This is a genomic window from Gordonia humi (genome assembly GCF_014197435.1).
Taxonomy (GTDB): domain Bacteria; phylum Actinomycetota; class Actinomycetes; order Mycobacteriales; family Mycobacteriaceae; genus Gordonia; species Gordonia humi.
This window is the reverse complement of sequence record NZ_JACIFP010000001.1, coordinates 847,935-869,453: the sequence shown is the minus strand read 5'-3', so window position 1 is coordinate 869,453 and position 21,519 is coordinate 847,935. Positions and strand designations below refer to the sequence as shown.

General features: G+C 65.9%; 19 protein-coding genes. 6 read left to right on the top strand and 13 right to left on the bottom strand.

The genetic code is table 11. The features are described 5' to 3' along the window. Nucleotides 1–64 precede the first annotated feature (64 nt). The 6 genes from BKA16_RS03900 to BKA16_RS23755 are packed head-to-tail and all read right to left on the bottom strand — an operon-like array spanning nucleotide 65 to nucleotide 5,667. Nucleotides 65–847, bottom strand: coding sequence for an SDR family NAD(P)-dependent oxidoreductase (locus BKA16_RS03900; protein WP_183369440.1), 783 nt, complete (start codon nucleotides 845–847; stop codon nucleotides 65–67). A 38-nt stretch (nucleotides 848–885) separates the two neighbouring features. Further along, complete coding sequence (locus tag BKA16_RS03895) at nucleotides 886–1,668, bottom strand: SDR family NAD(P)-dependent oxidoreductase (protein ID WP_183369439.1); 783 nt, start codon at nucleotides 1,666–1,668, stop codon at nucleotides 886–888. A 25-nt stretch (nucleotides 1,669–1,693) separates the two neighbouring features. Beyond that, nucleotides 1,694–2,929 carry an acyl-CoA dehydrogenase family protein gene (locus BKA16_RS03890; protein ID WP_183369438.1) on the bottom strand — a complete coding sequence of 412 codons (1,236 nt, stop codon included), beginning with the start codon at nucleotides 2,927–2,929 and terminating at the stop codon, nucleotides 1,694–1,696. Continuing rightward, nucleotides 2,926–3,960: an NADP-dependent oxidoreductase gene (locus BKA16_RS03885; protein WP_183369437.1), complete on the bottom strand. Its 1,035-nt coding sequence runs from the start codon at nucleotides 3,958–3,960 to the stop codon at nucleotides 2,926–2,928. Before BKA16_RS03885 ends, BKA16_RS03890 begins: the two co-directional genes overlap by 4 nt. Continuing rightward, complete coding sequence (locus tag BKA16_RS03880) at nucleotides 3,957–5,186, bottom strand: cytochrome P450 (RefSeq protein WP_246371640.1); 1,230 nt, start codon at nucleotides 5,184–5,186, stop codon at nucleotides 3,957–3,959. Before BKA16_RS03880 ends, BKA16_RS03885 begins: the two co-directional genes overlap by 4 nt. Beyond that, nucleotides 5,179–5,667 carry a nuclear transport factor 2 family protein gene (locus tag BKA16_RS23755; RefSeq protein ID WP_246371638.1) on the bottom strand — a complete coding sequence of 163 codons (489 nt, stop codon included), beginning with the start codon at nucleotides 5,665–5,667 and terminating at the stop codon, nucleotides 5,179–5,181. Before BKA16_RS23755 ends, BKA16_RS03880 begins: the two co-directional genes overlap by 8 nt. 256 nt (nucleotides 5,668–5,923) lie before the next feature. On the opposite strand from BKA16_RS23755, the gene BKA16_RS03875 reads away from it, so the two are divergent. Genes BKA16_RS03875 through BKA16_RS03860 form a run of 4 tightly spaced genes read left to right on the top strand, consistent with a single transcriptional unit; the run spans nucleotide 5,924 to nucleotide 10,715 of the window. Continuing rightward, a complete protein-coding gene (locus tag BKA16_RS03875; RefSeq protein ID WP_183369435.1) occupies nucleotides 5,924–7,552 on the top strand; it encodes a diflavin oxidoreductase in 1,629 nt (542 codons plus the stop codon). A 25-nt stretch (nucleotides 7,553–7,577) separates the two neighbouring features. Next, nucleotides 7,578–8,786 (top strand): acyl-CoA dehydrogenase family protein, encoded by a 1,209-nt coding sequence (locus tag BKA16_RS03870; protein ID WP_183369434.1) that lies wholly within the window; start codon nucleotides 7,578–7,580, stop codon nucleotides 8,784–8,786. A 54-nt stretch (nucleotides 8,787–8,840) separates the two neighbouring features. Continuing rightward, entirely contained in the window at nucleotides 8,841–9,818 is a 978-nt protein-coding gene (locus BKA16_RS03865; RefSeq protein ID WP_183369433.1) for an NAD(P)H-dependent flavin oxidoreductase, read from the top strand. A gap of 27 nt (nucleotides 9,819–9,845) precedes the next feature. Next, nucleotides 9,846–10,715 carry a crotonase/enoyl-CoA hydratase family protein gene (locus BKA16_RS03860; protein WP_183369432.1) on the top strand — a complete coding sequence of 290 codons (870 nt, stop codon included), beginning with the start codon at nucleotides 9,846–9,848 and terminating at the stop codon, nucleotides 10,713–10,715. Here the strand turns inward: BKA16_RS03860 and BKA16_RS03855 are convergent. The 6 genes from BKA16_RS03855 to BKA16_RS03830 all read right to left on the bottom strand — a co-directional run bounded on the left by BKA16_RS03855 (nucleotide 10,712) and on the right by BKA16_RS03830 (nucleotide 19,065). Beyond that, complete coding sequence (locus BKA16_RS03855; RefSeq protein ID WP_343067270.1) at nucleotides 10,712–12,160, bottom strand: MFS transporter; 1,449 nt, start codon at nucleotides 12,158–12,160, stop codon at nucleotides 10,712–10,714. The two genes, BKA16_RS03860 and BKA16_RS03855, sit on opposite strands and share 4 nt — an antisense overlap. A 207-nt stretch (nucleotides 12,161–12,367) precedes the next feature. Beyond that, complete coding sequence (locus tag BKA16_RS03850) at nucleotides 12,368–13,258, bottom strand: oxidoreductase (RefSeq protein WP_183369430.1); 891 nt, start codon at nucleotides 13,256–13,258, stop codon at nucleotides 12,368–12,370. Between the two features lie 46 nt (nucleotides 13,259–13,304). Then, entirely contained in the window at nucleotides 13,305–14,705 is a 1,401-nt protein-coding gene (locus BKA16_RS03845) for an NADP-dependent succinic semialdehyde dehydrogenase (RefSeq protein WP_183369429.1), read from the bottom strand. A 142-nt stretch (nucleotides 14,706–14,847) separates the two neighbouring features. After that, nucleotides 14,848–15,507 (bottom strand): TetR family transcriptional regulator, encoded by a 660-nt coding sequence (locus tag BKA16_RS03840; protein ID WP_183369428.1) that lies wholly within the window; start codon nucleotides 15,505–15,507, stop codon nucleotides 14,848–14,850. A 10-nt stretch (nucleotides 15,508–15,517) separates the two neighbouring features. Continuing rightward, nucleotides 15,518–17,287: an ABC transporter ATP-binding protein gene (locus BKA16_RS03835; RefSeq protein WP_183369427.1), complete on the bottom strand. Its 1,770-nt coding sequence runs from the start codon at nucleotides 17,285–17,287 to the stop codon at nucleotides 15,518–15,520. Beyond that, nucleotides 17,284–19,065, bottom strand: a complete 1,782-nt coding sequence (locus tag BKA16_RS03830; RefSeq protein WP_343067269.1) for an ABC transporter ATP-binding protein — start codon at nucleotides 19,063–19,065, stop codon at nucleotides 17,284–17,286. The genes BKA16_RS03835 and BKA16_RS03830 overlap by 4 nt, the downstream gene beginning before the upstream one ends. Before the next feature lie 321 nt (nucleotides 19,066–19,386). Between BKA16_RS03830 and BKA16_RS03825 the strand changes: the two genes are divergently transcribed. Then, nucleotides 19,387–20,694: an ISL3 family transposase gene (locus BKA16_RS03825; protein ID WP_183372879.1), complete on the top strand. Its 1,308-nt coding sequence runs from the start codon at nucleotides 19,387–19,389 to the stop codon at nucleotides 20,692–20,694. A gap of 13 nt (nucleotides 20,695–20,707) precedes the next feature. Here the strand turns inward: BKA16_RS03825 and BKA16_RS03820 are convergent, their stop codons facing one another. Continuing rightward, entirely contained in the window at nucleotides 20,708–21,157 is a 450-nt protein-coding gene (locus tag BKA16_RS03820) for a hypothetical protein (RefSeq protein WP_183369425.1), read from the bottom strand. 88 nt (nucleotides 21,158–21,245) lie between these two features. Between BKA16_RS03820 and BKA16_RS03815 the strand changes: the two genes are divergently transcribed. Next, entirely contained in the window at nucleotides 21,246–21,488 is a 243-nt protein-coding gene (locus tag BKA16_RS03815; RefSeq protein WP_183369424.1) for a hypothetical protein, read from the top strand. Nucleotides 21,489–21,519 lie beyond the last annotated feature (31 nt).

The window sequence follows — 21,519 nt, the reverse complement described above, 5'->3', positions numbered from 1 at the left end:
ATGGGCCGGACTGCGCGATGCAATCCGGCCCACGATCTGGTCCCGGCGGCCCCGGGTCGAGCGATCAGTACGGAGCTGTGCCGCCGTCGACGTTCCACAGCGCACCGTTGATCCCGGCACCCGCAGGGCCGGCCATCAGCACCACGGTCGCACCGATCTGCTCCGGTGTGTTCAATCGGCCCGTCGCGGCGTCCTTCGCGTAGTCGGCGATGTACTCCTCATAGGTCAGGCCGTTCTCAGCCGCGAACTCCGGACCGATCTCCTTGGTCCGTTCGGTCTCGACGGCGCCCGGGCAGATCGCGTTGCACGTGATCCCCTGACGGCCGTACTCGAACGCCACCGCCTTCGTCAGACCGTTCAACGCATGCTTGGCTGAGATGTAATGCGACACCGTCGCCTTGTTGCCCATCTTCCCCTCGACCGACGAGATGTTCACGATCCGACCCGACCCCTGCGCCACCATGTGCTTCAACGCCGCACGCGTAGCCCAGAACGCCGAATCCAAAATGAACGTGAACGCGTTCTCCCACGCCTGATCGGTCATCTCATGCACCAACGCGAAACCATCACTGCCACCGGCGTTGTTCACCAGAACATCGATCGAACCGAACCGCTCCACCGTCGACGTCACCCACCCGGCGACATCGTCACGATCACGCGCATCGCCGGCGAAGAACACAGTCCGATCCGGCAGACCGATCTCCTCCAGAGCCCTCGCACCGCGTTCGGTCGAACGCCCGGTGAGCGCTACCGAAGCGCCCTCCATGAGCAGCGCGTTCACAACGCCGCGACCGATTCCCCCGGAACCGGCTGTGACCAGTGCGACCTCGCCATCCAATGAACCCACAGATACTGCCTTTCATATCGAGTACGGACTCAGGTCGATCAGTACGGAGCTGTGCCGCCGTCGACGTTCCACAGCGCACCGTTGATCCCGGCACCCGCAGGGCCGGCCATCAGCACCACGGTCGCACCGACTTCCTGCGCCGTGTTCAGCTGTCCGGTCGCCGCTTCCTTGGCGTACCCGTTCTTGTACTCCTCGTAGGTCATGCCGTTCTCAGCAGCCCACGACGGCCCGACCTCACGCATGAGATCGGTCTCGACGGCGCCCGGGCAGATCGCGTTGCACGTGATCCCCTGACGGCCGTACTCGAACGCCACCGCCTTCGTCAGACCGTTCAACGCATGCTTGGCTGAGATGTAATGCGACACCGTCGCCTTGTTGCCCATCTTCCCCTCGACCGACGAGATGTTCACGATCCGACCCGACCCCTGCGCCACCATGTGCTTCAACGCCGCACGCGTAGCCCAGAACGCCGAATCCAAAATGAACGTGAACGCGTTCTCCCACGCCTGATCGGTCATCTCATGCACCAACGCGAAACCATCACTGCCACCGGCGTTGTTCACCAGAACATCGATCGAACCGAACCGCTCCACCGTCGACGTCACCCACCCGGCGACATCGTCACGATCACGCGCATCGCCGGCGAAGAACACAGTCCGATCCGGCAGACCGATCTCCTCCAGAGCCCTCGCACCCTTCTCCGGAGATCGGCCCGTCATCGCGACGGACGCTCCCTCGGCCAGCAGTGCTTCCACCACGCCACGACCGATTCCGCGCGATCCAGCTGTGACCAGCACGACCTTGCCATCCAAAGTTCCCATGTCTGTGTCCTTACGATTCATATGCTCAGCGAGGGATGTCTCGCCAGGGAGTGTTCTTGTCACCGCGCGGCTCGGCCGGAAGGCCGAGATAGCGCTCCGCGATGAGATTTCGCTGGATCTCGTCGCTACCGCCGGCGATGCGATAACCAGGCGCACCGAGCACATGCTCGGTCCAGGCGAACGACTGCGGCGCACCGCAGTCGACGGCGAGGTCGCCTTCGAGTGCGTCGATCACGAAGTCTGACATCTGCGTGAGCCGCTGTGTCCACTGCAGTTTCCGCATCGACCCGAGGACACCGGTCGGGTCGCCGGCTACGGCGTCGCGCGCCGACGAGACCTCGGCCAGTCGGTGCGAGATCAACAGATCGGCCAACTTCTGACGCAGGACCTGATCGTCGAGAGCTCCCGTTGCGCGGGCCAGGCTGATCACCTGATCGACGCTGCCGCCGACATCCGTGTTCTCGCCGCTCGAGTTCCGCTCGAAGCCGAGCGTCGTGAGCGCTACCTTCCACCCGTCGCCGACATCGCCGATCCGGTACGCGTCGGGAATGCGTACTTCTTCGAGGAAGACCTCGTTGAAGCTCGATCCGCCCGACATCTGTCGAAGGGGTCGCACCTCTATGCCTGCGGCGTCGAGCGGCACCATGAACGCGGTGATTCCCCGATGCTTCGGAACGTCCGGATCCGTTCGTGCCAGCAGTTCGCCCCACTGCGCGAATCGCGCGCCGGATGTCCACACCTTCTGACCGGTGATGACCCACTCGTCGCCCTCGCGCCGAGCCCGCGTCGCCAGGCTCGCGAGGTCACTGCCCGCGCCGGGCTCGGAGAACAGCTGGCAGGCCAGCACGTCGCCGCGCAGCATCGGTGAGATCAACGCGCGCATCTCCGGTGTGCGGTCGAACACGCGCAGCGTCGGTGCGATGAGATGCAGCGTCACCGACATGAGCTCGTGGGGACTGGGCACCTCGTACTCGGACTCGATCCTGGCCAGCACCGCCTCGTGTTCGGCGGAGAGCCCAGCTCCACCGAACGATTCCGGCCAGCCGACGGCGCCGAAGCCTGCGTCGTAACGAGTCCGGATCCAGTCGGCGAGCGCTGTGATCAGCTCGAGTTCGGCCTCGTACGACAGATCGTGGAACACCGCGAGACTGCGCTCCCGATCGTCCGCGTCTGCACGGGGGGTCAGCCCCTGCTCGGCGTACCACTGCGCGACGCGACTCGAGAAGTCCTCCACTGCCTCGACGGAGGTCCCCCCGGTCACGCGTCCGTCCCCAGGCTCACCAACGCCTTGCCGATCACCGCGCCGCCGTCGAGGAGCGCGAGGAATCCGTCGAACGCCTCCTCGATGCCGTGCCCGACGTAGGTCTCCGGGCTGGTGACGACGCCGCGACGGACCAAGTCGGTCATCTCCTCGAGGAACTGCGGACGCTTGTCCTCGTGGTCGGTGACGATGAAGCCCTCCATCCGCAGCCGCCTCCAGATCATCAGCAGCAGGTTCCGCGGACCGGGTACCACCTCAGTGGCGTTGTACACGGAGATCGCACCGCAGAGTGCGATCGCACCGTTGTCGTTCATCTCGCGGATCGCGGCTTCCAGGTGCTCGGCACCGACGTTGTCGTAGTAGAGGTCGAGTCCGGGCCTGTCGACCTTTTCGAGCGCCTCGCGGAGCAGCACCCGCACGGTGCCGTCGTGGTAGTCGAACGCGGCGTCGAAACCGAAGTCGTCGACGACAGACTTCACTTTGTCGGCCGACCCGCAGCTGCCGATGACGACGCAGCCCTTCGCCTTGGCGAGCTGGCCCGCCACCGCTCCGACACCGCCCGCCGCCGACGACACGAACACGGTGTCGCCCTCCTTGAAGCGGCCCACCACGTTCATTCCGACCCACGCGGTGAGTCCGGTCTGGCCGAGGACGCCGAGGTAGTCGGTGGCTTTGAGCCCGTCGGTGTCGACGACATCGACGTCCGACGGCGCCAGCGCGACGTACTCGCGCCACCCGTACTCGTGCACCACGACCGATCCGACCGGAACGTCGGGGGCGTCGGACCACTCGACGACACCCGTGACGAATCCGTCCATCGGAGCGTTCAACTCGTACGGCTCGACGTACGACCCCTTGTCCACGGACATCCGTCCGCGCATATACGGCTCGACCGACATCGCGGTGTTCCGGACGAGGACCTGCCCGGCCCCCGCTTCGACGTCGACGGTCACCAGTGCGATGTCGTCGTGGACCGGAGTGCCTTCCGGCCGTCGGACCAGATGCACTTCACGACTTCGTACCACGGTCATTCGGCGACGTCCCACTCCAGCCAGAGCTCTTCCAGTCCCAACTGCGGCCCCGTCTCGCTCAGCTTGCTCAGATCGACGGCGCGATAGTGCGGGATGCGTTTGTGCCACTCCTCCATCGCGATGTTCAGTTCGCGACGGGCCAAGTGGGTGCCCAGGCACTTGTGCGGGCCCGCAGCGAAAGCCAGATGGCCGGTCGCGTCGGTGCGGTCGAAGTCCACCTGTGTCGGATCGGCGTACTTGGTCTCGTCGCGGGTGGCCGAAGGGACCGTCAGCATCGCCATTTCACCGGCCTTCATCGGGCACCCGTGGAACTCGGCGTCCTGGACGATCTTCCGGCCGTCCATGACGATCGAGTAGACGCGCACCAGCTCTTCGACGGCCACCGGAATCAGCGCGGGGTCGTCGAGGATCCGCTGGCGGTCGTCGGGGTGGGTCGCCAGGTGCAGCAAGCAGTAGCCGAGCTGGCTCTTGACGGTGTCCAGACCCGCGAGAATCAGGACGTTGCAGATGTTGAGAAACTCCTCGTCGGTGATGCGGTTCGCGCCGATCGTCGCCTGCGAGAGGTCCGTGAAGAAGTCGTCCTCGCGCGGGTTCGCCTTGCGATCTTCGAGAAGGTCCGCAAAGTACTGCCGAATGGCGGCCTGCGCGCCGGCCATCGCGTCCGCCGCACCGTCCTCTTCGGCGCCGAGACCGCCGAAGACGATCTCGACCCATTCCACGAACTGCTTGGAGTCCTCGTGCGGAAGCCCGACGATCTCCAAGAAGACCTTGGTCGGGAACTCCTTGGCGAACGCGTCGACGAAGTTCACCCGGCCGGTCTGAACGATCGGCTCGATGAAGCTGATGGCATGATCGCGGATCCGGTCCTCGCGGTCACGGATCGCACGTGGCGAGAAGGGGGCGTTCAGCACGCGACGGTACAGTTTGTGCTGGGGCGGGTTCTCCATTGTCGGGATCCAGTGCCAGTCCGGCTCGGGCACCGTCGGGATCGTCGCTTCACTGCTGAAGATCTCGTACTTGTGGTACGCCTCCCGGACTGTGTCGTCACTGAGCAGCATCCAGAATCCCTGACCGTAGGTGTTCCAGACAATCGGCGAGATCGCACGGAGCCGGTCGAGTTCACTGTGGTATTGGTTCAGCGGCAGCGGCTGGTTGAAGTCGAAGTGCACAACCGGGCAGCCGTTGCGCTCCTCCCCTTCCAGAATCTGAACGGGTGATTCAGTCATTGGAGACCTCCGAATTGCTGTCCGGCACGAGTGTGCCGAGTTGGATGGGACGGTTCTCGACCGTCCCCACGGTGAGCAAGAGCTTGGTGATGACCCAGCGACCGTCGGCGAGCGCATGCTCGGTGTCGTAGCGGCTGTTCATCATCAGGGTGACGTCCGGGGTGTCGAACGCGACCTGGTGTGAGGTGAGGTAACTGACCGCACGAGCGCGGTCGCCGTCGATGTCGACGGTCATGACGCGAACCGCGTGCTGCTGCCAGCGAAGATGCGCGGTCGCACTGCTGATCCACTCGGCGATCGCCGTGTTGCCGACCAGATCCGCATCCTTGTCGTAGACCGCGGTGGCGTCCGGATGGAACAGTGTCGCCAGCTCCTCGCGATCGCGCTCGTCGCAGGCGACACTGTACCGAGTCAACACGGAGGCGACCCGGTACTCCTCCAGCGCGAGGCGCTGTTGTTCGCTGATGGCCGCATCGGTCATTGCATCGTTTCCTTCATTCGCAATCGAGAGTGGGTGATGTATCGCCTTTGGGGGAGTCGCTGAGATACTCGACACACCGCGTGTGATCCCGATTCCACCCGCCGAGCGCCGAATTGTCAATCCTCACGAGGAATGTTCCTCATGATGTTTTCATCGGACCACACTTGACAGCTAGGGCGATATTCCTCATGATATTAATGCGTGTCGTCCGTCACACGCAAGCAGAAGCGTGCCCGTCCAGGCAGGAGTGCCCCACATGTCTTCCAACGACCGTCCCTTCATCCACGTGCTCTTCGGCACCCAGACTGGAAATGCCGAGGTCATCGCCATGGATGCCGCCGATGCGTTGGCAGCTGACGGCTTCGAGACCAAGCTGATGTCGATGGACGAGTTCGACGCATCCGACCTCGAGGAGATGCACCACGTCGTGGTCGTCTCATCGACGTACGACGACGGCAACATGCCCGACAACGCTCAGGATCTGTGGGACGGACTCGAAGCCGATGCGCCGGATCTGACGTCCATGCGCTTCGCGGTGCTCGCCCTCGGCGACTCATCGTATGATCACTTCTGCGAGGCGGGCCGCCTGTTCGACGTGAAGTTCGGCGAACTCGGCGCGCAGCGCCTACTCGACCGCGTCGACTGCGATCTCGACTACGAGTCGCCCTCGAAGCAGTGGGTCGAGGTCGTCAAGACGACCTTCGCCTCGCTCGGCGACGCCGACGCGCCGGTGGAGACCGTCGCCGTCGAGATCTCCCCCTCGTCGACGGTGCCGGCGCGTTGGACACGTCAGGACCCTTACCTCGCCACCGTTGAGAACCGCACCGTCCTGTCCGGCGACGGCTCGCTAAAGTCTGTGCTGCACCTCGAGGTCGACCTCGGCGACAGCGGTATCGAGTATCTGCCCGGCGACTCCCTCGGTCTGATCCCGGCCAACCCGACCCCGCTGGTCGACGGCGTCCTGGAAGCGCTCGCCGTCGATCCGGACACGACCTTCCCCGGCGGCGAGGAGACCTGGCGGGAGGAACTCACCCACCGCCGCGAGTTGCGTCTGCCCGGCAACGACCTCATCGAGTGGGCGGCCGCCGAGTCCGGCGACGTCGAGCTCGTCCACCTGCGCGACAACGGCGACCGCGAAGCACTGGAATCCTGGCTGTGGGGTCGGGACGTCCTCGACCTGATCACCATGGTCCCGGCCGACAAGCGTTCCTCCGCCGACGTCGCGGGCCTGCTCGGCTCGCTGCAGCACCGTTCGTACTCGATCAGCTCGGGTCCGACGGAGTCCCCGAAGAAGGCCGACCTGCTCGTCTCGAACGTGGCATACCACCGCGACGGCCGCGACCGCGTCGGCGCAGGCTCGTCGACGATCGGCGTCGACGGTGCACAGCAGGTGTCAGTGTTCCTCGCCCCGAACCCGAGCTTCCGCCTGCCCGCCGACGACGCCCCGGCGATCATGGTCGGGCCGGGTGTCGGTGTCGCTCCCTTCCGCTCGTTCCTCCTCGAACGCCGCGCTCGCGGGGCGAAGGGAAAGAACTGGCTGTTCTTCGGCGACCAGCGTGAGTCGTGCGACTTCCTCTACCGCGACGAACTCACCGAATGGCAGGAGCAGGGGCTCCTGGCGAATCTGTCGACCGCCTTCTCCCGCGACCAGGAGCACAAGATCTACGTACAGGACCGCCTGCGCGAGCAGGGCGCCGAGGTCTTCACCTGGCTCCAGGACGGCGCGCACTTCTACATCTGCGGAGACGGCGTCAGCATGTCACACGCCGTCGAGGCTGCACTCATCGAGGTGATCGTGAAGCACGGCGGGCTCGCCGAGTACGCCGCCTGGGACTACTTGGCCGACTTGAAGCGTCAGCGACGCTACAGCCAGGACGTCTACTAGGCCCCGAAACAGAAACAGGAGAACCATGGATTTCGAGTTGTCCTCGCATGCCGCCGAGATGTCGGAGAAAATGTGGGACTTCATGGCCGAGCATGTCTTCCCCGCGGAGAAGACCTGGTCGGACTATCTCGCCGAGCACGGACCACACGAGCATCCGCCGGTGATGGAGGAGCTCAAGGCCGAGGCACGCAAGCGCGGCCTGTGGAATCTCTTCCACCACAAGTACGGTGGCATGACCAACGTCGAGTACGCGGCGATCGCCGAGATAAGCGGCTGGTCCCCGGTCATCGCCCCGGAGGCCATCAACTGTCAGGCGCCCGACACCGGAAACATGGAGACGCTCGAATTGTTCGCGACTCCCGAGCAGCGGGAGCGTTGGCTGGCGCCGCTCTTGGACGGCCGGATCCGTTCGGCGTTCGCGATGACCGAGCCGGACGTCGCATCCTCGGATGCCACCAATGTCGAAACGAGTATCGTCCGCGACGGCGACGAGTACGTGATCAACGGCCGCAAGTGGTTCATCACCGGCGCTGCCGACAGCCGCTGCGAGATCTTCATCGTGATGGGCAAGACCGACGCCGACGCCGACCCGCACCGCCAACAGTCGATGGTGCTCGTCGAACGCGACACCCCGGGCATGGTCATCGAGCGACACCTTCCACTGTTCGGCTACCAGGATCAGCATGGCCACTCGGAGATCTCGTTCACCGACGTCCGTGTTCCGGCCACCAACCTGCTGGCGAACGAGGGTGACGGCTTCCTGATCTCACAAGCTCGCCTCGGACCCGGCCGTGTACACCACGCGATGCGTGCCATCGGCATGGCCGAACGTGCTCTCGAACTGCTCGTAGACCGCGCACAGCACCGCGTCGCATTCGGCAAGCCGCTGTTCGAGCACGCCAACGTGCAGGATGCGATCGCCCAGTCTCGCATCGAGATCGACCAGGCGCGCATGCTCGTCTACCGCTGCGCATCGCTGATCGACGCAGGTGGAGCCTCGAAGGCTCGTGCCGAAGTCGCCGAGATCAAGGTTGCGGCACCCGCGATGGCATGCGCGGTAATCGAACGTGCCATCGAGGTGTTCGGCGCGGCAGGCATCAGCGACGACACGCCCCTCGCGTACTTCTACGCCTGGGCACGTGCACTCCGCATCGTCGACGGTCCCGACGCTGTTCACCGCCGCACGCTCGCCCGCCTGGAGCGTCGCCGCACCCCGCGTCTGCCGAAGGCATAGCTTGGGGCTCGACGACAGCTGTTCCAATCCCCGACGAGAGGAGACTCCACCCGTATGTTGCGCACCCGATTCACCGAGGAGTTCGGCATCGAGCACCCGATCGTCTGCGGCGGGATGACGGGGGTTGGAACGGCCCCATTGATCTCGGCCGTCGCGAACGCCGGAGCCCTCGGGTTCCTGACCGCGCTGACCCAGCCGACACCACAGGCGCTCGATGACGAGATCCGGCGGACGCGCGAGCTCACGTCCCGCCCGTTCGGCGTCAACCTCACGATCCTGCCCACTGTGAAACCGGTCCCGGATGACGAGTACCGCCAGGTGATCATCGACAACGACGTGCCGATCGTAGAGACCGCCGGCGCGAATCCCGCCGAGCATGTGGCCGCATTCAAAACCGCAGGCATCAAGGTAGTCCACAAGGCCGTCGCCGTCCGACACTCGCTGTCGGCTGAGCGGATGGGTGTCGACGCCGTCTCTGTCGACGGATTCGAATGCGCCGGACACCCCGGAGAAGACGACATCCCCGGGTTGGTGCTGATTCCGGCCGTCGCAGCCAGGGTCGGTGTGGTGACGATAGCCTCGGGCGGATTCGCCACCGGCGCGGACCTGGTCGCCGCGTTGGCCCTCGGTGCGAGTGCGATCAACATGGGCACCCGCTTCGTCGCGAGCGCCGAAGCGCAGGTTCACCAGAACGTGAAGGACCAGATCGTCGCGAACACTGAGCGCGACACCACGCTCGTCTTCCGCCAGTTCCGCAACACCGCCCGCGTGGCGAAGAACGCAGTGACCGACGAGATCCGCGAGATCGAGAGCCGTCCGGACTCGACGTTCGACGACATCGCGCACCTCGCATCGGGTGAACGCGGTCGACAGGTGGTTCTCGCCGACGGGGACATGGACGGCGGCATGTGGTGGGTCGGCCAGCCACAGGGTCTGATCGGCGAGGTGACCACCTGCCGGGAGATCGTCGCCTCGATTGTCGAGGAAGCCGAGGATCTCATTGCCTCGCGGCTCGCGGCGACGATCGTCTGATTGAAGATCACGAGTCAAGGACCCCTCATGCCTCAATACGAGACTTTACGGTGGGACGTCGATGAGGTCGGCGTCCTGATCCTCACCCTGTCGCGCCCGGATCACCTCAACGCATTCTCGGTGACGATGGCACGCGAACTGGAGGGCGCCTTCCGCCGCGTCCGCACCGACGACGCCGTTCGCGCCGTCGTGGTGACCGGCGAGGGCCGCGCATTCTGCGCTGGAATGGACTTGTCTGCCGACGGCAACGTGTTCGGACTCGACGAGACCGCCGCACCGACCGCCGAGGACATACGCGAGCGGCTCCTCGAGCAGCCGTTCCAGGACGGCGTTCGGGACACCGGGGGCAAGGTGACCCTCGCGATCCACGAGTGCGACAAACCGGTGATCGCCGCGATCAACGGCGCAGCGGTCGGTATCGGCGCCACGATGACCCTGGCGATGGATATACGACTGGCGTCGGAGGCGGCGCGCATCGGCTTCGTGTTCGAGCGGCTCGGCATCGTCCCCGAGGCGGCCTCCTCGTTCTTCCTCCCTCGTCTAGTCGGTCTGCAGAAGGCGTTCCAGCTGGTGTACTCGGCCGACATCATCGACGCACAGACCTCGCTCGACGCTGGTCTCGTGCTGTCGGTGCACTCCCCGGACGATCTGCTGCCCGCGGCCCACGCGATGGCGCGCTCGTTCATCGTGAACAGGTCGTCCGCCGCGTTGGCTATGGCGCGTCGCCTGCTCTATGCGGGCGTCGGCTCGTCTCATCCGATCGACGCGCACCGTCGCGACAGCCTCGCCATGTGGCACGCGTCGGTCGGCGACGGGAAAGAGGGCGTCGCCGCATTCCTGGACAAGCGCGACCCGGTCTTCACGCAGACGGTCGCGGACATCCCCGACTTCGGCTAGAAGACGCGCGACCTCGGGATCGCGACCGCACAGGCGAAGGCCGCCGCACAAACAGCGAGCACGATGATCGCGGCCGCGGTGAACGCACCCGTTGTCGGATGCTCGACCTCGCCGCCGGACCAACGGACGGTGACCGTGGAAGCGGTGAGCACCATACCGACCACGGCCGTGGACGACGACGTGCCGATGTTCCGCAGGAGGGCGTTGACCCCGTTGGCCTCGCCGGTCTGCGTCTGCGGCACCAACTGCATGATCAGTGCGGGCATCGACGAGAACACCGTTCCGAGCCCCGCACCGATCAGCGCCCCGGCGACCATGACCGACACCGCGCCGACATGCCACTTCCCGACGAGCGCAGCAAGGAACACCAGATAACCGGCGGAGACCACCGCCATGCCGACGAATATCGGTCGACGCGGCCCGAAGCGGGCCAGGACCCGGCCGTTCGTCGACGACGAAACGAACATGACGACTCCGACAGGTGTCATCACCAGGCTGGCGAGCACCATGCTTAGGCCGACGCCGCCTGGCGCCTCGGGCGGCGCCATGAGCAGCTGGATCGGCGCGATCTGAAACGCATAGAACGCGAAACCCGTGGCAGCGGACACCAGATTTGTCAGCATGATGGGCTTCTGCACGACGATCGACAGGTCGATGAGTGGACTGCTCGCCCGCTTCTCCCACTGCCACCACGCACCTCCGATGACGACGAACGCGGCGAGGAATCCAACGGTGACCGGCGAGGTCCACGCCCACTGGGCTCCTTGCGCGAGCGGCACGAGCAGACAGGTGAAGGCGGCGCCGAAACCGATCGCGCCCACTATGTCGAACTTCCCACCGGTCCGTACACTGCTCTCGGGCACGAGGAGCAGCAGGGCGGCGAACGCCGACGCTGCGACGACTCCGCACGTCCAGAACAAAGCCCGCCAGCTCAGGTGTTCTGCGATCACCGCCGCGACCGGAAGCCCCAGCGCGCCGCCGACGCCGATCGACGCGTTCAACACCCCCACCGAGGCGCCCAGCCTGGTGGCCGGCGCGATGTCGCGCAGAATACTGATGCCGACGGCGATGACGCCGATCCCGGCCCCCTGCAGCCCGCGACCGACTACGAACGGGACGATCGTCGACACCACAGCGCAGATCGCGGAGCCGACCGCCACGCACGCCATCTCCAGAACCATCACCCGACGCTTTCCGTACATGTCGCCGAGCCGCCCCGCAATGGGCGTTGTAAGCGCGGCGACGAGGAGAGTGATCGTCAGCGCCCAAGAGGCGCCCGTTCCCGACGTGTGCAGCATCGCCGGCAGATCCGAGATCAACGGAACGATGACGGTCTGCATCACCGCGACGATCATGCCCGTCGCACACACGACGGCCACCGCGATCCGCAATCGCGCGCCGGTCAACTTCGTTCCACTGAATCCGTTCACGGCGAAATCGACCACACGTTCAGTATTTATCATACTAAAATCGACGTAGGCGGAATCGCCGAATCGACTTCGAATCCACCCCGGGCACCGTCGTCCGCACGACGACCCGGCCCTCACAGACCCCGCAGCACAACGATCCGGCGTCGCCTCTCTACACGGTCACTGAAAGACCGCAGTTCCCGCCCTCCTGATCAGCACACCCGGGCGCGATACGGGAGTCCCCTAACCCCCGAACCCGACCGCGGTCAACTCCGCCGACAGATCCCACAACTTCTCACACATGCCCAGGTCACTGGCCCGAGCCGTACGACCGGCGAGCGCCGGATGTCCGCGGACCTCGTTGAACGCGTCCGGACCGACATAGGATCCACCCGGCAGATCCTGGCTCGCGGCGAAGAGCATCGGCCAGGTGCCCGCCTCGGCCGACTGCGCGATCACCTTGTTGCCGATGCGCCCGCCCCAGTCGAGGACCGCGTTGTTCGTGCGGGTCTGCAGGTTGGTCGACGCATAGCCCGGGTGAGCGGCCAGCGAACGGACCGTCGACCCCGAGGCGGTGAGCCGACGCTGCAGTTCCAACGAGAACATGAGGTTGGCGAGCTTCGACTGCCCGTACGCGGCGACGCGGTTGTAGGTGCGACGCTCCCAGTTCAGATCGTCCAACGAGATGCGTCCGGCGCGGTGCATCATCGACGACATCGTGACGATGCGGTCGGTGACGTGCGGCAGCAGCAGATTGGTCAGGGCGAAGTGTCCCAGATGGTTCGTCCCGATCTGGGTCTCGAAGCCGTCGGCCGTCCGTCCCTCCGGCACATGCATCAGACCGGCGTTGTTCACGAGGACGTCGATGTCGCCCGACCAGCCGTCGGCGAACGTCCGTACCGAATCGAGGTCGGCGAGGTCGAGCCGCCGCACTTCGGTGTCCCCGGCGATCGATGTCGCCGCGCGTTCGCCTTTCGCGGTATTGCGCACGGCGAGAACCACTTTCGCTCCGACCCGCGCGAAATGGGTGGCCGCGACGAGGCCGAGACCACTGTTGGACCCCGTCACCACCACCGTTCGACCGCTGAAGGAGGGAAGATCGCTCGAGGTCCAGGCCATCGCGTCACTGCTCATGTAACCCTTAGTACCAGGTGTTACGCCGCAGCGACAGACCCGACGTCTACCCGATCCACACCGTCTTGATGTTGCAGAACTCGCGGATGCCGTGTGCGGACAGCTCGCGCCCGGTCCCGGACCGTCTGACGCCTCCGAACGGCAGCTCGGGATAGGACACGGTCATACCGTTGACAAACACGCCACCCGCCTCCAGGTCTGCGATGAAGCGATCGATCTCGGCGTCGTCGGTCGTCCATGCGTTGGATCCGAGGCCGAAGCTGGTGGCGTTGGCGATCTCGATCGCCTCATCGATGTCCGCGGCGCGGTACAGGCCGGCGACCGGCCCGAACACCTCCTCGGTGTACATCTTGGCCGACGGGGTGATCTCGGAGACGACGGTCGCCGGGTAGTACCAGCCCGGACCGTCCAGTCGCGTTCCGCCGCACAGGATCTGCGCACCGTTCGCGGTGGCGTCGGCGACGAGCTCCTCGACGTCAACCCGGCCCTGTTCGGTGGCGAGCGGACCGATATCGGTCGACGGATCGGTCGGGTTGCCGACGGTCAGTGCGGCCATCGCGTCGACGAACTTCGTCGCGAACTCGTCGTACACGTCGGTGTGGACGATGAACCGCTTGGCCGCGATGCACGACTGCCCGTTGTTCTGCACACGGGCGGTCACCGCGGTCTTCACGGCGGCATCGATGTCGGCGGACGGCATGACCACGAACGGATCGCTGCCGCCGAGTTCGAGCACGGTGTGCTTCACCTCGTCGCCGGCGATCGCGGCGACCGACCGTCCCGCAGGTTCGCTGCCGGTGAGCGTCGCCGCTGCCACGCGTGGATCACGCAGCACGGACTCCACCGCACCCGAAGGGATCAGAAGTGTCTGGAAACAACCGTCGGGGAAGCCGCCGCGGCGGATGAGGTCGGCGAGATACAGCGCCGACTGCGGTACGTTCGACGCGTGCTTGAGCAGTCCAACGTTGCCCGCCATGAGCGCCGGGGCGGCGAAGCGCACGGCCTGCCAGAGCGGGAAGTTCCACGGCATCACGGCCAGTACGACGCCGAGCGGCTGATAACGCGCGTACGCCGCGCTCGCGTCGACCGCCGCCGGGTCGGTCGCCTCGTCGGCCAGCATCGCCTCGGCGTGCTCGGCGTAGAAGCGGAATCCCTTGGCGCACTTGAGTGCTTCGCCTTTCGCGGCCGACAGGGTCTTCCCCATCTCAAGGGTCATCATCGCCGCGACGTCGTCGGCCTCGGCCTCCAACAAGTCGGCAACGGCACGCATCCACTCGGCGCGCTGCGCGAACGTCGTCGTGCGGTAGGTCTTCGCTCTCGCCGCCGCGAGGGCGATCGCGCTCTCGATCTCCTCGGCGGTCGCCGGGTCGAAGGTCTGGACCGTCTCGCCGGTGGCGGGGTTGATGGTTGCGATCACTGGACGGGCACCTCTCACGCGAACGGACATCGACATCATCGAGTGTGCCACCGTCCGGCGCATCGGGTGCGGGGCCGCCGCTGCTGCCCAGCGCGTCAGAACCGACCGACGACGTACACCGGGCGACCGCGAGCGTGGGCGAGCAGGCCCACGTTCACCGCCGCCCGAGCGCTCATCCCGCCGTCGGCGCCTCCGGCCAGTCGTGGCCCAGCGCGGCGATGAGAAACTCGACTTTGGCGTTCATGAACGCTCCGTCTGTCCACTCCTCGTCGGGTTTCATCACCGCGTCGTCGGATGTCCCGGCGCGGGCCCGCTCGAGGCCGGTCGTGTTGGTGGCGTCGACCGCTCGCATCGTTTCGACTCCCAGGTGGGACGCCATCACTGTATCGCCGATGAAGTCGAGGGCGAAGAGCGCCTGGCCCGGCGTCTTGCCGCTGGTGCCGAGCGCGTCGGCGTAGGCGCCGATCACGTCCTCGATGTGCGTGAACGCCGTCGGATTCGAGTAGACGACGCGGTTGATGCCCTTGTACGTCTCGCAGATCCGCCAGGTCTCGTCCGCCCACAGGCGCAGGACCTCGCGCCACGAGGCGCCCTCGTCGGGAAGGCGGAACGACGACGCGATCAGGTCGAGGGCGGCGACGACGATGTCGTCGCGCGACCGGTACAGCCGGTAGACGGCGGGGGTGGCGACGCCGAGCCGCTCGGCCACCGCCGAGAGCGTGAAGGTGTCCACCCCCTCGGCGATCGCGGCGTTCACGACATCGGACGCGGTGAACACCGGTTTGCGGCCGGCCCGGCGACCCGTCCGGTCCTGTCGTCGACTCTCCTCCACAGTGTCAACGCTAGCCCGTCGGCCGGTTCGTCAACTGCCACCCCTGCGCCCGACTCAGGCGGGTCCAGTACGACGCGTACGTTCCGCCGGCCGCGACCAGTTCGTCGTGCGTACCGATCGCCTCGACCTCGCCGGCATCGGTCAGGGCGACGATGGAGTCGGCTCTGGCGATCGTGTCGAGACGATGCGCGATGACCAACACCGTCGCCTGAGTTCGCAACTCGTCGATGGCGGCGACGATGTTCGCCTCGTTCTCGACGTCGAGCGCCGACGTGGCCTCGTCGAGCAGAACGATCGGCGCCTTCTTCAGCAGAGCTCGGGCGATCGCGACCCGCTGTCGTTCGCCTCCGGACAACGCACGTCCGCCCTCGCCGACGTTCGAGTCCCATCCGCCGGGCAAGCGGTGGGCGATCTCGGCGACACCGGCGGTCCGTGCCGCGTTGAGGACCTCGTCCTCGGAAGCCCCCTCGCGTCCGACGGCGATGTTGGCCAGCAGCGTGTCGTCGAACAGGTAGACGTCTTGGAACACGATCGACAACTGGGCCATCAGCTGCTCGGTGGTCTGCTCGGTGACCGGGACGCCGCCGACGAGGACTCGGCCCGCGTCGACGTCGTAGAAGCGGCTCACGAGCTTCGCGACCGTCGTCTTACCGCTGCCGGACGGTCCGACGAGCGCGACCATCGATCCCGCGGGGACGTCGATCGAGACGTCGCGGAGCACCGGCTCGCCGGTTCCGTATCCGAACGTCACATTCGTCAGTGCCACGGCACCCGGCGCACTCAGGTCGGCGGGCGAGTCCGGGGCAGGCAGCGGCGTCGCATCGAGGACCTCGTCGAGCTGGTCCAGCAGCGGGCGGCGGGACTCCAGCGACATCGCGGCGTCGGTGATGGCCGACAACGTCGAGGTGAATCGGAGCGCGAGACCGATGAACGCCAGAGCCGGAATCGGCTCCAGGGTGCCCGCGACGGCGAGCGATCCGGCGACGCTGATCAGCACCACGATCACACCCTGTGTGACCATTCCGGACAGCAGCAGGCCGAGCGTCTCGATCAGGAGCGCGCTCTTCTTCTTCGCCCGGGCTCGCGCCATGGCGTCGGTCAGCGGTTCGAAGTCGCCGCTGCGACCGCACGAACGCAGTGCGCCCTGGGACTGGGCGTACTCGACGATCCGGTTCGCGAGGTCGACCTCGGCCGGCTCGTGGATCGTCCGGCCCCGGCGAACAAATGCCGCCGACACCAGAGTGATCAGGACGAACACCGGGATCGCGCAGGTCAGCACCAGACCGAGGAGTGGCGACCACACCCATGCCGCGACGATGATCACGAGCGCGGCGGTGGCCCTCGAGACGAGGGGACTGATCATGTGGGCGAGGATCTCGCCCGCCATCATCAACTCCGTCGAGACCAGACGGGAAAGCGCGCCCGCCACCGGCCGCGCGAACCAACCCAGCGGCTGCTTCGCCACCTGATCGCCGAAGATGCGGTGGATGCTCCGCAGAAAGTCGAGCGCCACATCGTACGAGCGGCGCGCCGACACGTAGTTGATGACGAAACTCACCACGGACAGTCCCCCGAGGACCCACAGCCAGCCGGAGAGCCGCAGACCCCACACCGCGTCGGACTCGGCCAGCGCGGTGATCGTGGGGAGCAACGCGGCGAGAGCGAGTCCTTCGACGAGGCCGGCGAGGGCGGACACTCCGATCACGGTGTCCAGTTCGGCCGGCCGGGACAGCATCTTCTTCGAACGCGGAACGATGTCCGCCAACGGAAGCGTGCTCATCGGTGTCCTCCACTTCCAGTGGTCAGCGAGTCGCTCCACAGTCGGGCGTACGCGGGGTGGGTCGACAGTTCGTCATGGGTGCCGACGGCGTCGACCCGTCCGGCGTCGAGGATGACGATCTGGTCGACGCCCATGATCGCCTCCGGCCGATGCGCGATCACCAGGACGGTACGACCGACCGCCAATGCAGACAACGCCTGCTGGATCTCATGCTGGGCTTCCGGGTCGGCGAGGGCCGTCGCCTCGTCGAGGATCAGGACCGGTGCGTCGACGAGCAGTGCGCGCGCGATGGCCACCCGCTGCGCCTGACCTCCGGACAGCCCGGTGCCCGCGCCGTAGACGGTGTCGAACCCGTCCGGGAGAGCATCGATCTCGTCGAGAATCTGCGCCGACCGCGCGGCGTGGCGGATCTGCTCCCGCGTCGCATCCGGTCTGCCGAGGGCGATGTTGTCGCGGATGCTGATCGACAGCAGTTGTGGATCCTGCAGGACGAACCCCACCTTGTCGTACAGATCGTCGATCTCGGTCACCGGGACTCCGCCGATCCGTATGGCGCCGGACGACGGGTCGTCGAACCTGGCGAGGAGTGTCGCGATCGTCGACTTGCCCGAGCCGGACGCACCGATGAGCGCGGTGACCGTGCCTTGGCGCAGCGTGAGACTGACGTCGTCGACGGCGCGGACGTCGGCACCCGGGTACGTGTAACTGACATGGTCGAACTCCACGTCGAACGACTCCGGCCCGGTCGGGTTCGCGGCGTCGTCGGGCAGCGCCGGTGTCTCGATGAGGTCCTGCAGTCGGAGCGCGGAGGCACCGGCGATCTGGCGCGACCACGTCGAACTCATGACGGTCTCCAGCGAGTACGGGATCAGCAGCGCGATCAGCGCCGTCGCGAGGACGTCGGCCGGGGACACGACGCCGGCGTGCACCAGCGCGGCGCCGCCTCCGATGTTGATGAGCAGCAGCAGCGGGATCGCCAGGATCGACATCCCGAGCGCGGAGACTTTGACCAGCGGCTTCACCCAGTCGGCGTAGAACTCGTAGAAGTCGTCGGCGGCGTGCTGATAGTTGTGATGCGCGCGGCCCACCCGACCGAACGCTTTGACGACCGCGATGCCGGTCACGAACTCGACCATGCGGGCCGAGACCGCGGAGAGCCGGTGGTCCATCTTCACCGTCATCTCACCCATTCCGCGCATCGTGGCCGCCATCGCGGCGATGTACAGGGGAATCGTCGCGATCGACAGGAGCCCGAGACGCCAGTCGACGACGAATGCGTACACCATCAGTGCGAGGGGCATGACGATCGCGGAGGTGCCCTCGACGGGCTGATGCGCAATCAGCTGGTGAACGGTTCCGATGTCGTCCTGCAGCGCCTTGCGAACGCGCCCGGAGTTGGTCGACGTGAACCAGGTGAGCGGGACCCGCGCCAATCGGTCGACGATCTGCTCGCGGATGAGGTGACCGACTTTGATGTCAGCCAAGTGCGTCACGAACAGCGCGATGAAGTAGATGAACAGGCGGGCCCCGAACGTCGCGAGCAGGATCGCGAGCCAGCGCCCGACCGCGTCGTCGTCGATTCCGCCGCCGGTGATCAATGCGTCGCCGATGTGCACGAGTGCGATGTAGGGGACGACGGCGAGGACCGCGGATACCGCGGACAGCACCCGGCCGACGGCCAACGCCGTCGACACCGGCTCGAGCAGACGCGACAACGCGCGAGCCCCGGCCTTCTGTTGCCGTTTGTGATCGTCCACCTCAGACGATGCTTCGGTCACAGCCGCCTCCACTCAGTTAGTTAGGTATGCCTCATCAATTAGTGAATGGAGTTAAGATTAAGCGTTGTGAGGCGACAAGGCAAGAGGCGGAATGACAAGCGCTAGATGTTCTTCCCCGACACGTTGTGAACGGCTGAGGTGAGCGAAGACCTCCGGGAACGATGGGGTCTGCTACACGGATAGGGGCTCTTCGCAGTTAACCGGGCAATGCCTGGTCAGGCGCTTGGCGTGTCGTTGACGTGAGCGGCCCCTGGCCTCGGTGATTCTGGATGTTGTCAAGACAGTCAGAGCACCGGAGGAACAGGGGCCGTGGATCATGGTATGTCGTTGTTGTTGGGGTTGGAAGGCGTCGAGGTCGTCGGGGTCAGTGTCGGCGGGCCGGACGGGCGAACGCGGATCGTCGATGTCGGTACCAGTGATCCGGCGGCCTCGTGCTGCCCGGGGTGCGGTGTCCGGTCGACGTCGGTGAAGGAGCGGGTCGTCTGCACGCCCCGCGACATCGGCTACGGGGATGCTCCGATCATGGTGCGGTGGAACAAGATTCGGTGGCGGTGCGTGAACTCAGAGTGCGCGCGTGGGTCGTTCACCGAAGCGATCGGGCAGGTCCCGCGTCGTCGGCGGACCACGACCCGGTTGCGGGAGACGATCGGGCGGGCGATCGGCGATGCCGCTCGGTCGGTCGCCGAGGTCGCTGCCGGGCACGGCGTGTCGTGGCATACCGCGCACGGCGCGTTCGTCGACATCGCCGCCACGGCGTTGACCGATCCGGCCCCGACGTCGGTGCTGGGGATCGACGAGACTCGCCGTGGGAAACCGAGGTGGGTCCGCGGCGGTGATGGTCGGTGGGTGCGGATCGATCCGTGGGATACCGGGTTCGTCGATCTGGCGGGCGATCAGGGACTGTTGGGGCAGGTCACCGGCCGTACCAGTGCGGTGGTGATCGACTGGCTGGCCGCGCAGCCGGCCCCGTTTCGGGATGCGATCGAGTACGTGGCGATCGATCCGGCCGCGTCGTATGCCGCGGCCGTCGCGGTCGCGTTACCGAACGCGCAACTGGTCGTCGATCACTTCCACCTCGTGCAGTTGGCCAACGCGATGGTCACGAAGGTCCGTCGGCGGGTCACGTGGGACCGACGTGGTCGTCGTGGCCGGTCGACGGACCCGGAATGGGCCAACCGCCGCAGACTGTTGATGGGTCGAGAACGGTTGTCGGACAACAAGTATCAGAAGATGATCGCCGATCTGCGAGCGCACGATCCGGGCAACGAGATCTTCGCCGCGTACATCGTCAAAGAGGAACTCCGGGCCTTGTTGGCGATGGCGCGGAGTCGGCCGCGCGTCGACGATAGCCAGATCCGCGAACGCCTCTACCGGTTCCTGGACCTGTGTGCGCAGGTCAACGTTCCCGAAGCCAACACACTGGCCCGTACCATCGAAACATGGTGGCCCGGGATCTGCGCGTTCATCCGCACCCAGGTCACCAACGCCGCCACCGAAGGCACCAACCGGCTGGTCAAGCAGGTGAAACGATCGGCCTGCGGATTCCGCAACATCGAGAACTCACGCCGCAGGATACGATTCCACTGCACCCGCAAACAACGGCGGGCGCGCATCCAGTTCCACTGCTAAAGGAACTGCCCGGTTAACTGCGAAGAGCCCGGATAGGTGACAGGTGGGGTGTCATGCCACCGTCGCCGTCGAAACGGTCAAAATCGTGGACAGTCTGTAGCCCGACGCGCCGGCTCGGCCAGTCACCCGACCGAGCCGGCGTCGTACCACGCCGTGAACAACGCCTGTGCCGCGTCCGCGAGCGCTTCCAGCTCACCCGCTTCGACTTCGGGCCGAGAGCCCAGTCGTAGTAGCCCTGCGCCAACCATTCGTCACCGGGCAGGAACTTCTTCACCAGCCCCGACTTGTTCTTTCCGACACCGCTGAGACCATTCCGTGTACGACCGGCACGCAACCGGTAGCGGTCGCGATTGACCTCGCAGGTCCAACCGGCACCGAAACGCTCGGCGAGCGAGTTCTTGATCGGCCGTAACGCACGCTCGACAGCCACCTTCTGCGCCGGCAGGGCCAGAACGTCCTCCAAACGCAGACGCGAATCGCGTGAAGCAGTACAGCAACCATTCCCAGGTCACCACACACACTCTGCTCGCAAAACGCTCCGCAACGCTCTCGTGGAGAACAAGCAAGACGAGCTCGTCCACCGCTTCCAGTTCCTTCTCAAACTGCTCCTCAGCGAGCTGGTGATTCACCTTGGCTTCAATGCCGATGGTGCGACCATTCGCCAAATGCACGACGATGTCGAGATTTGCCGCGCCCTCGCAATCCACACGGTCGACGACGTCGGCGCCCACCTCAAGGGACACCGCTTCAAAGAACTGGCCCCGAAACACCCCGTTTACTGCCAAATCCACTGACAGCCAACCCGGAAACTGACAAACCTCAGCG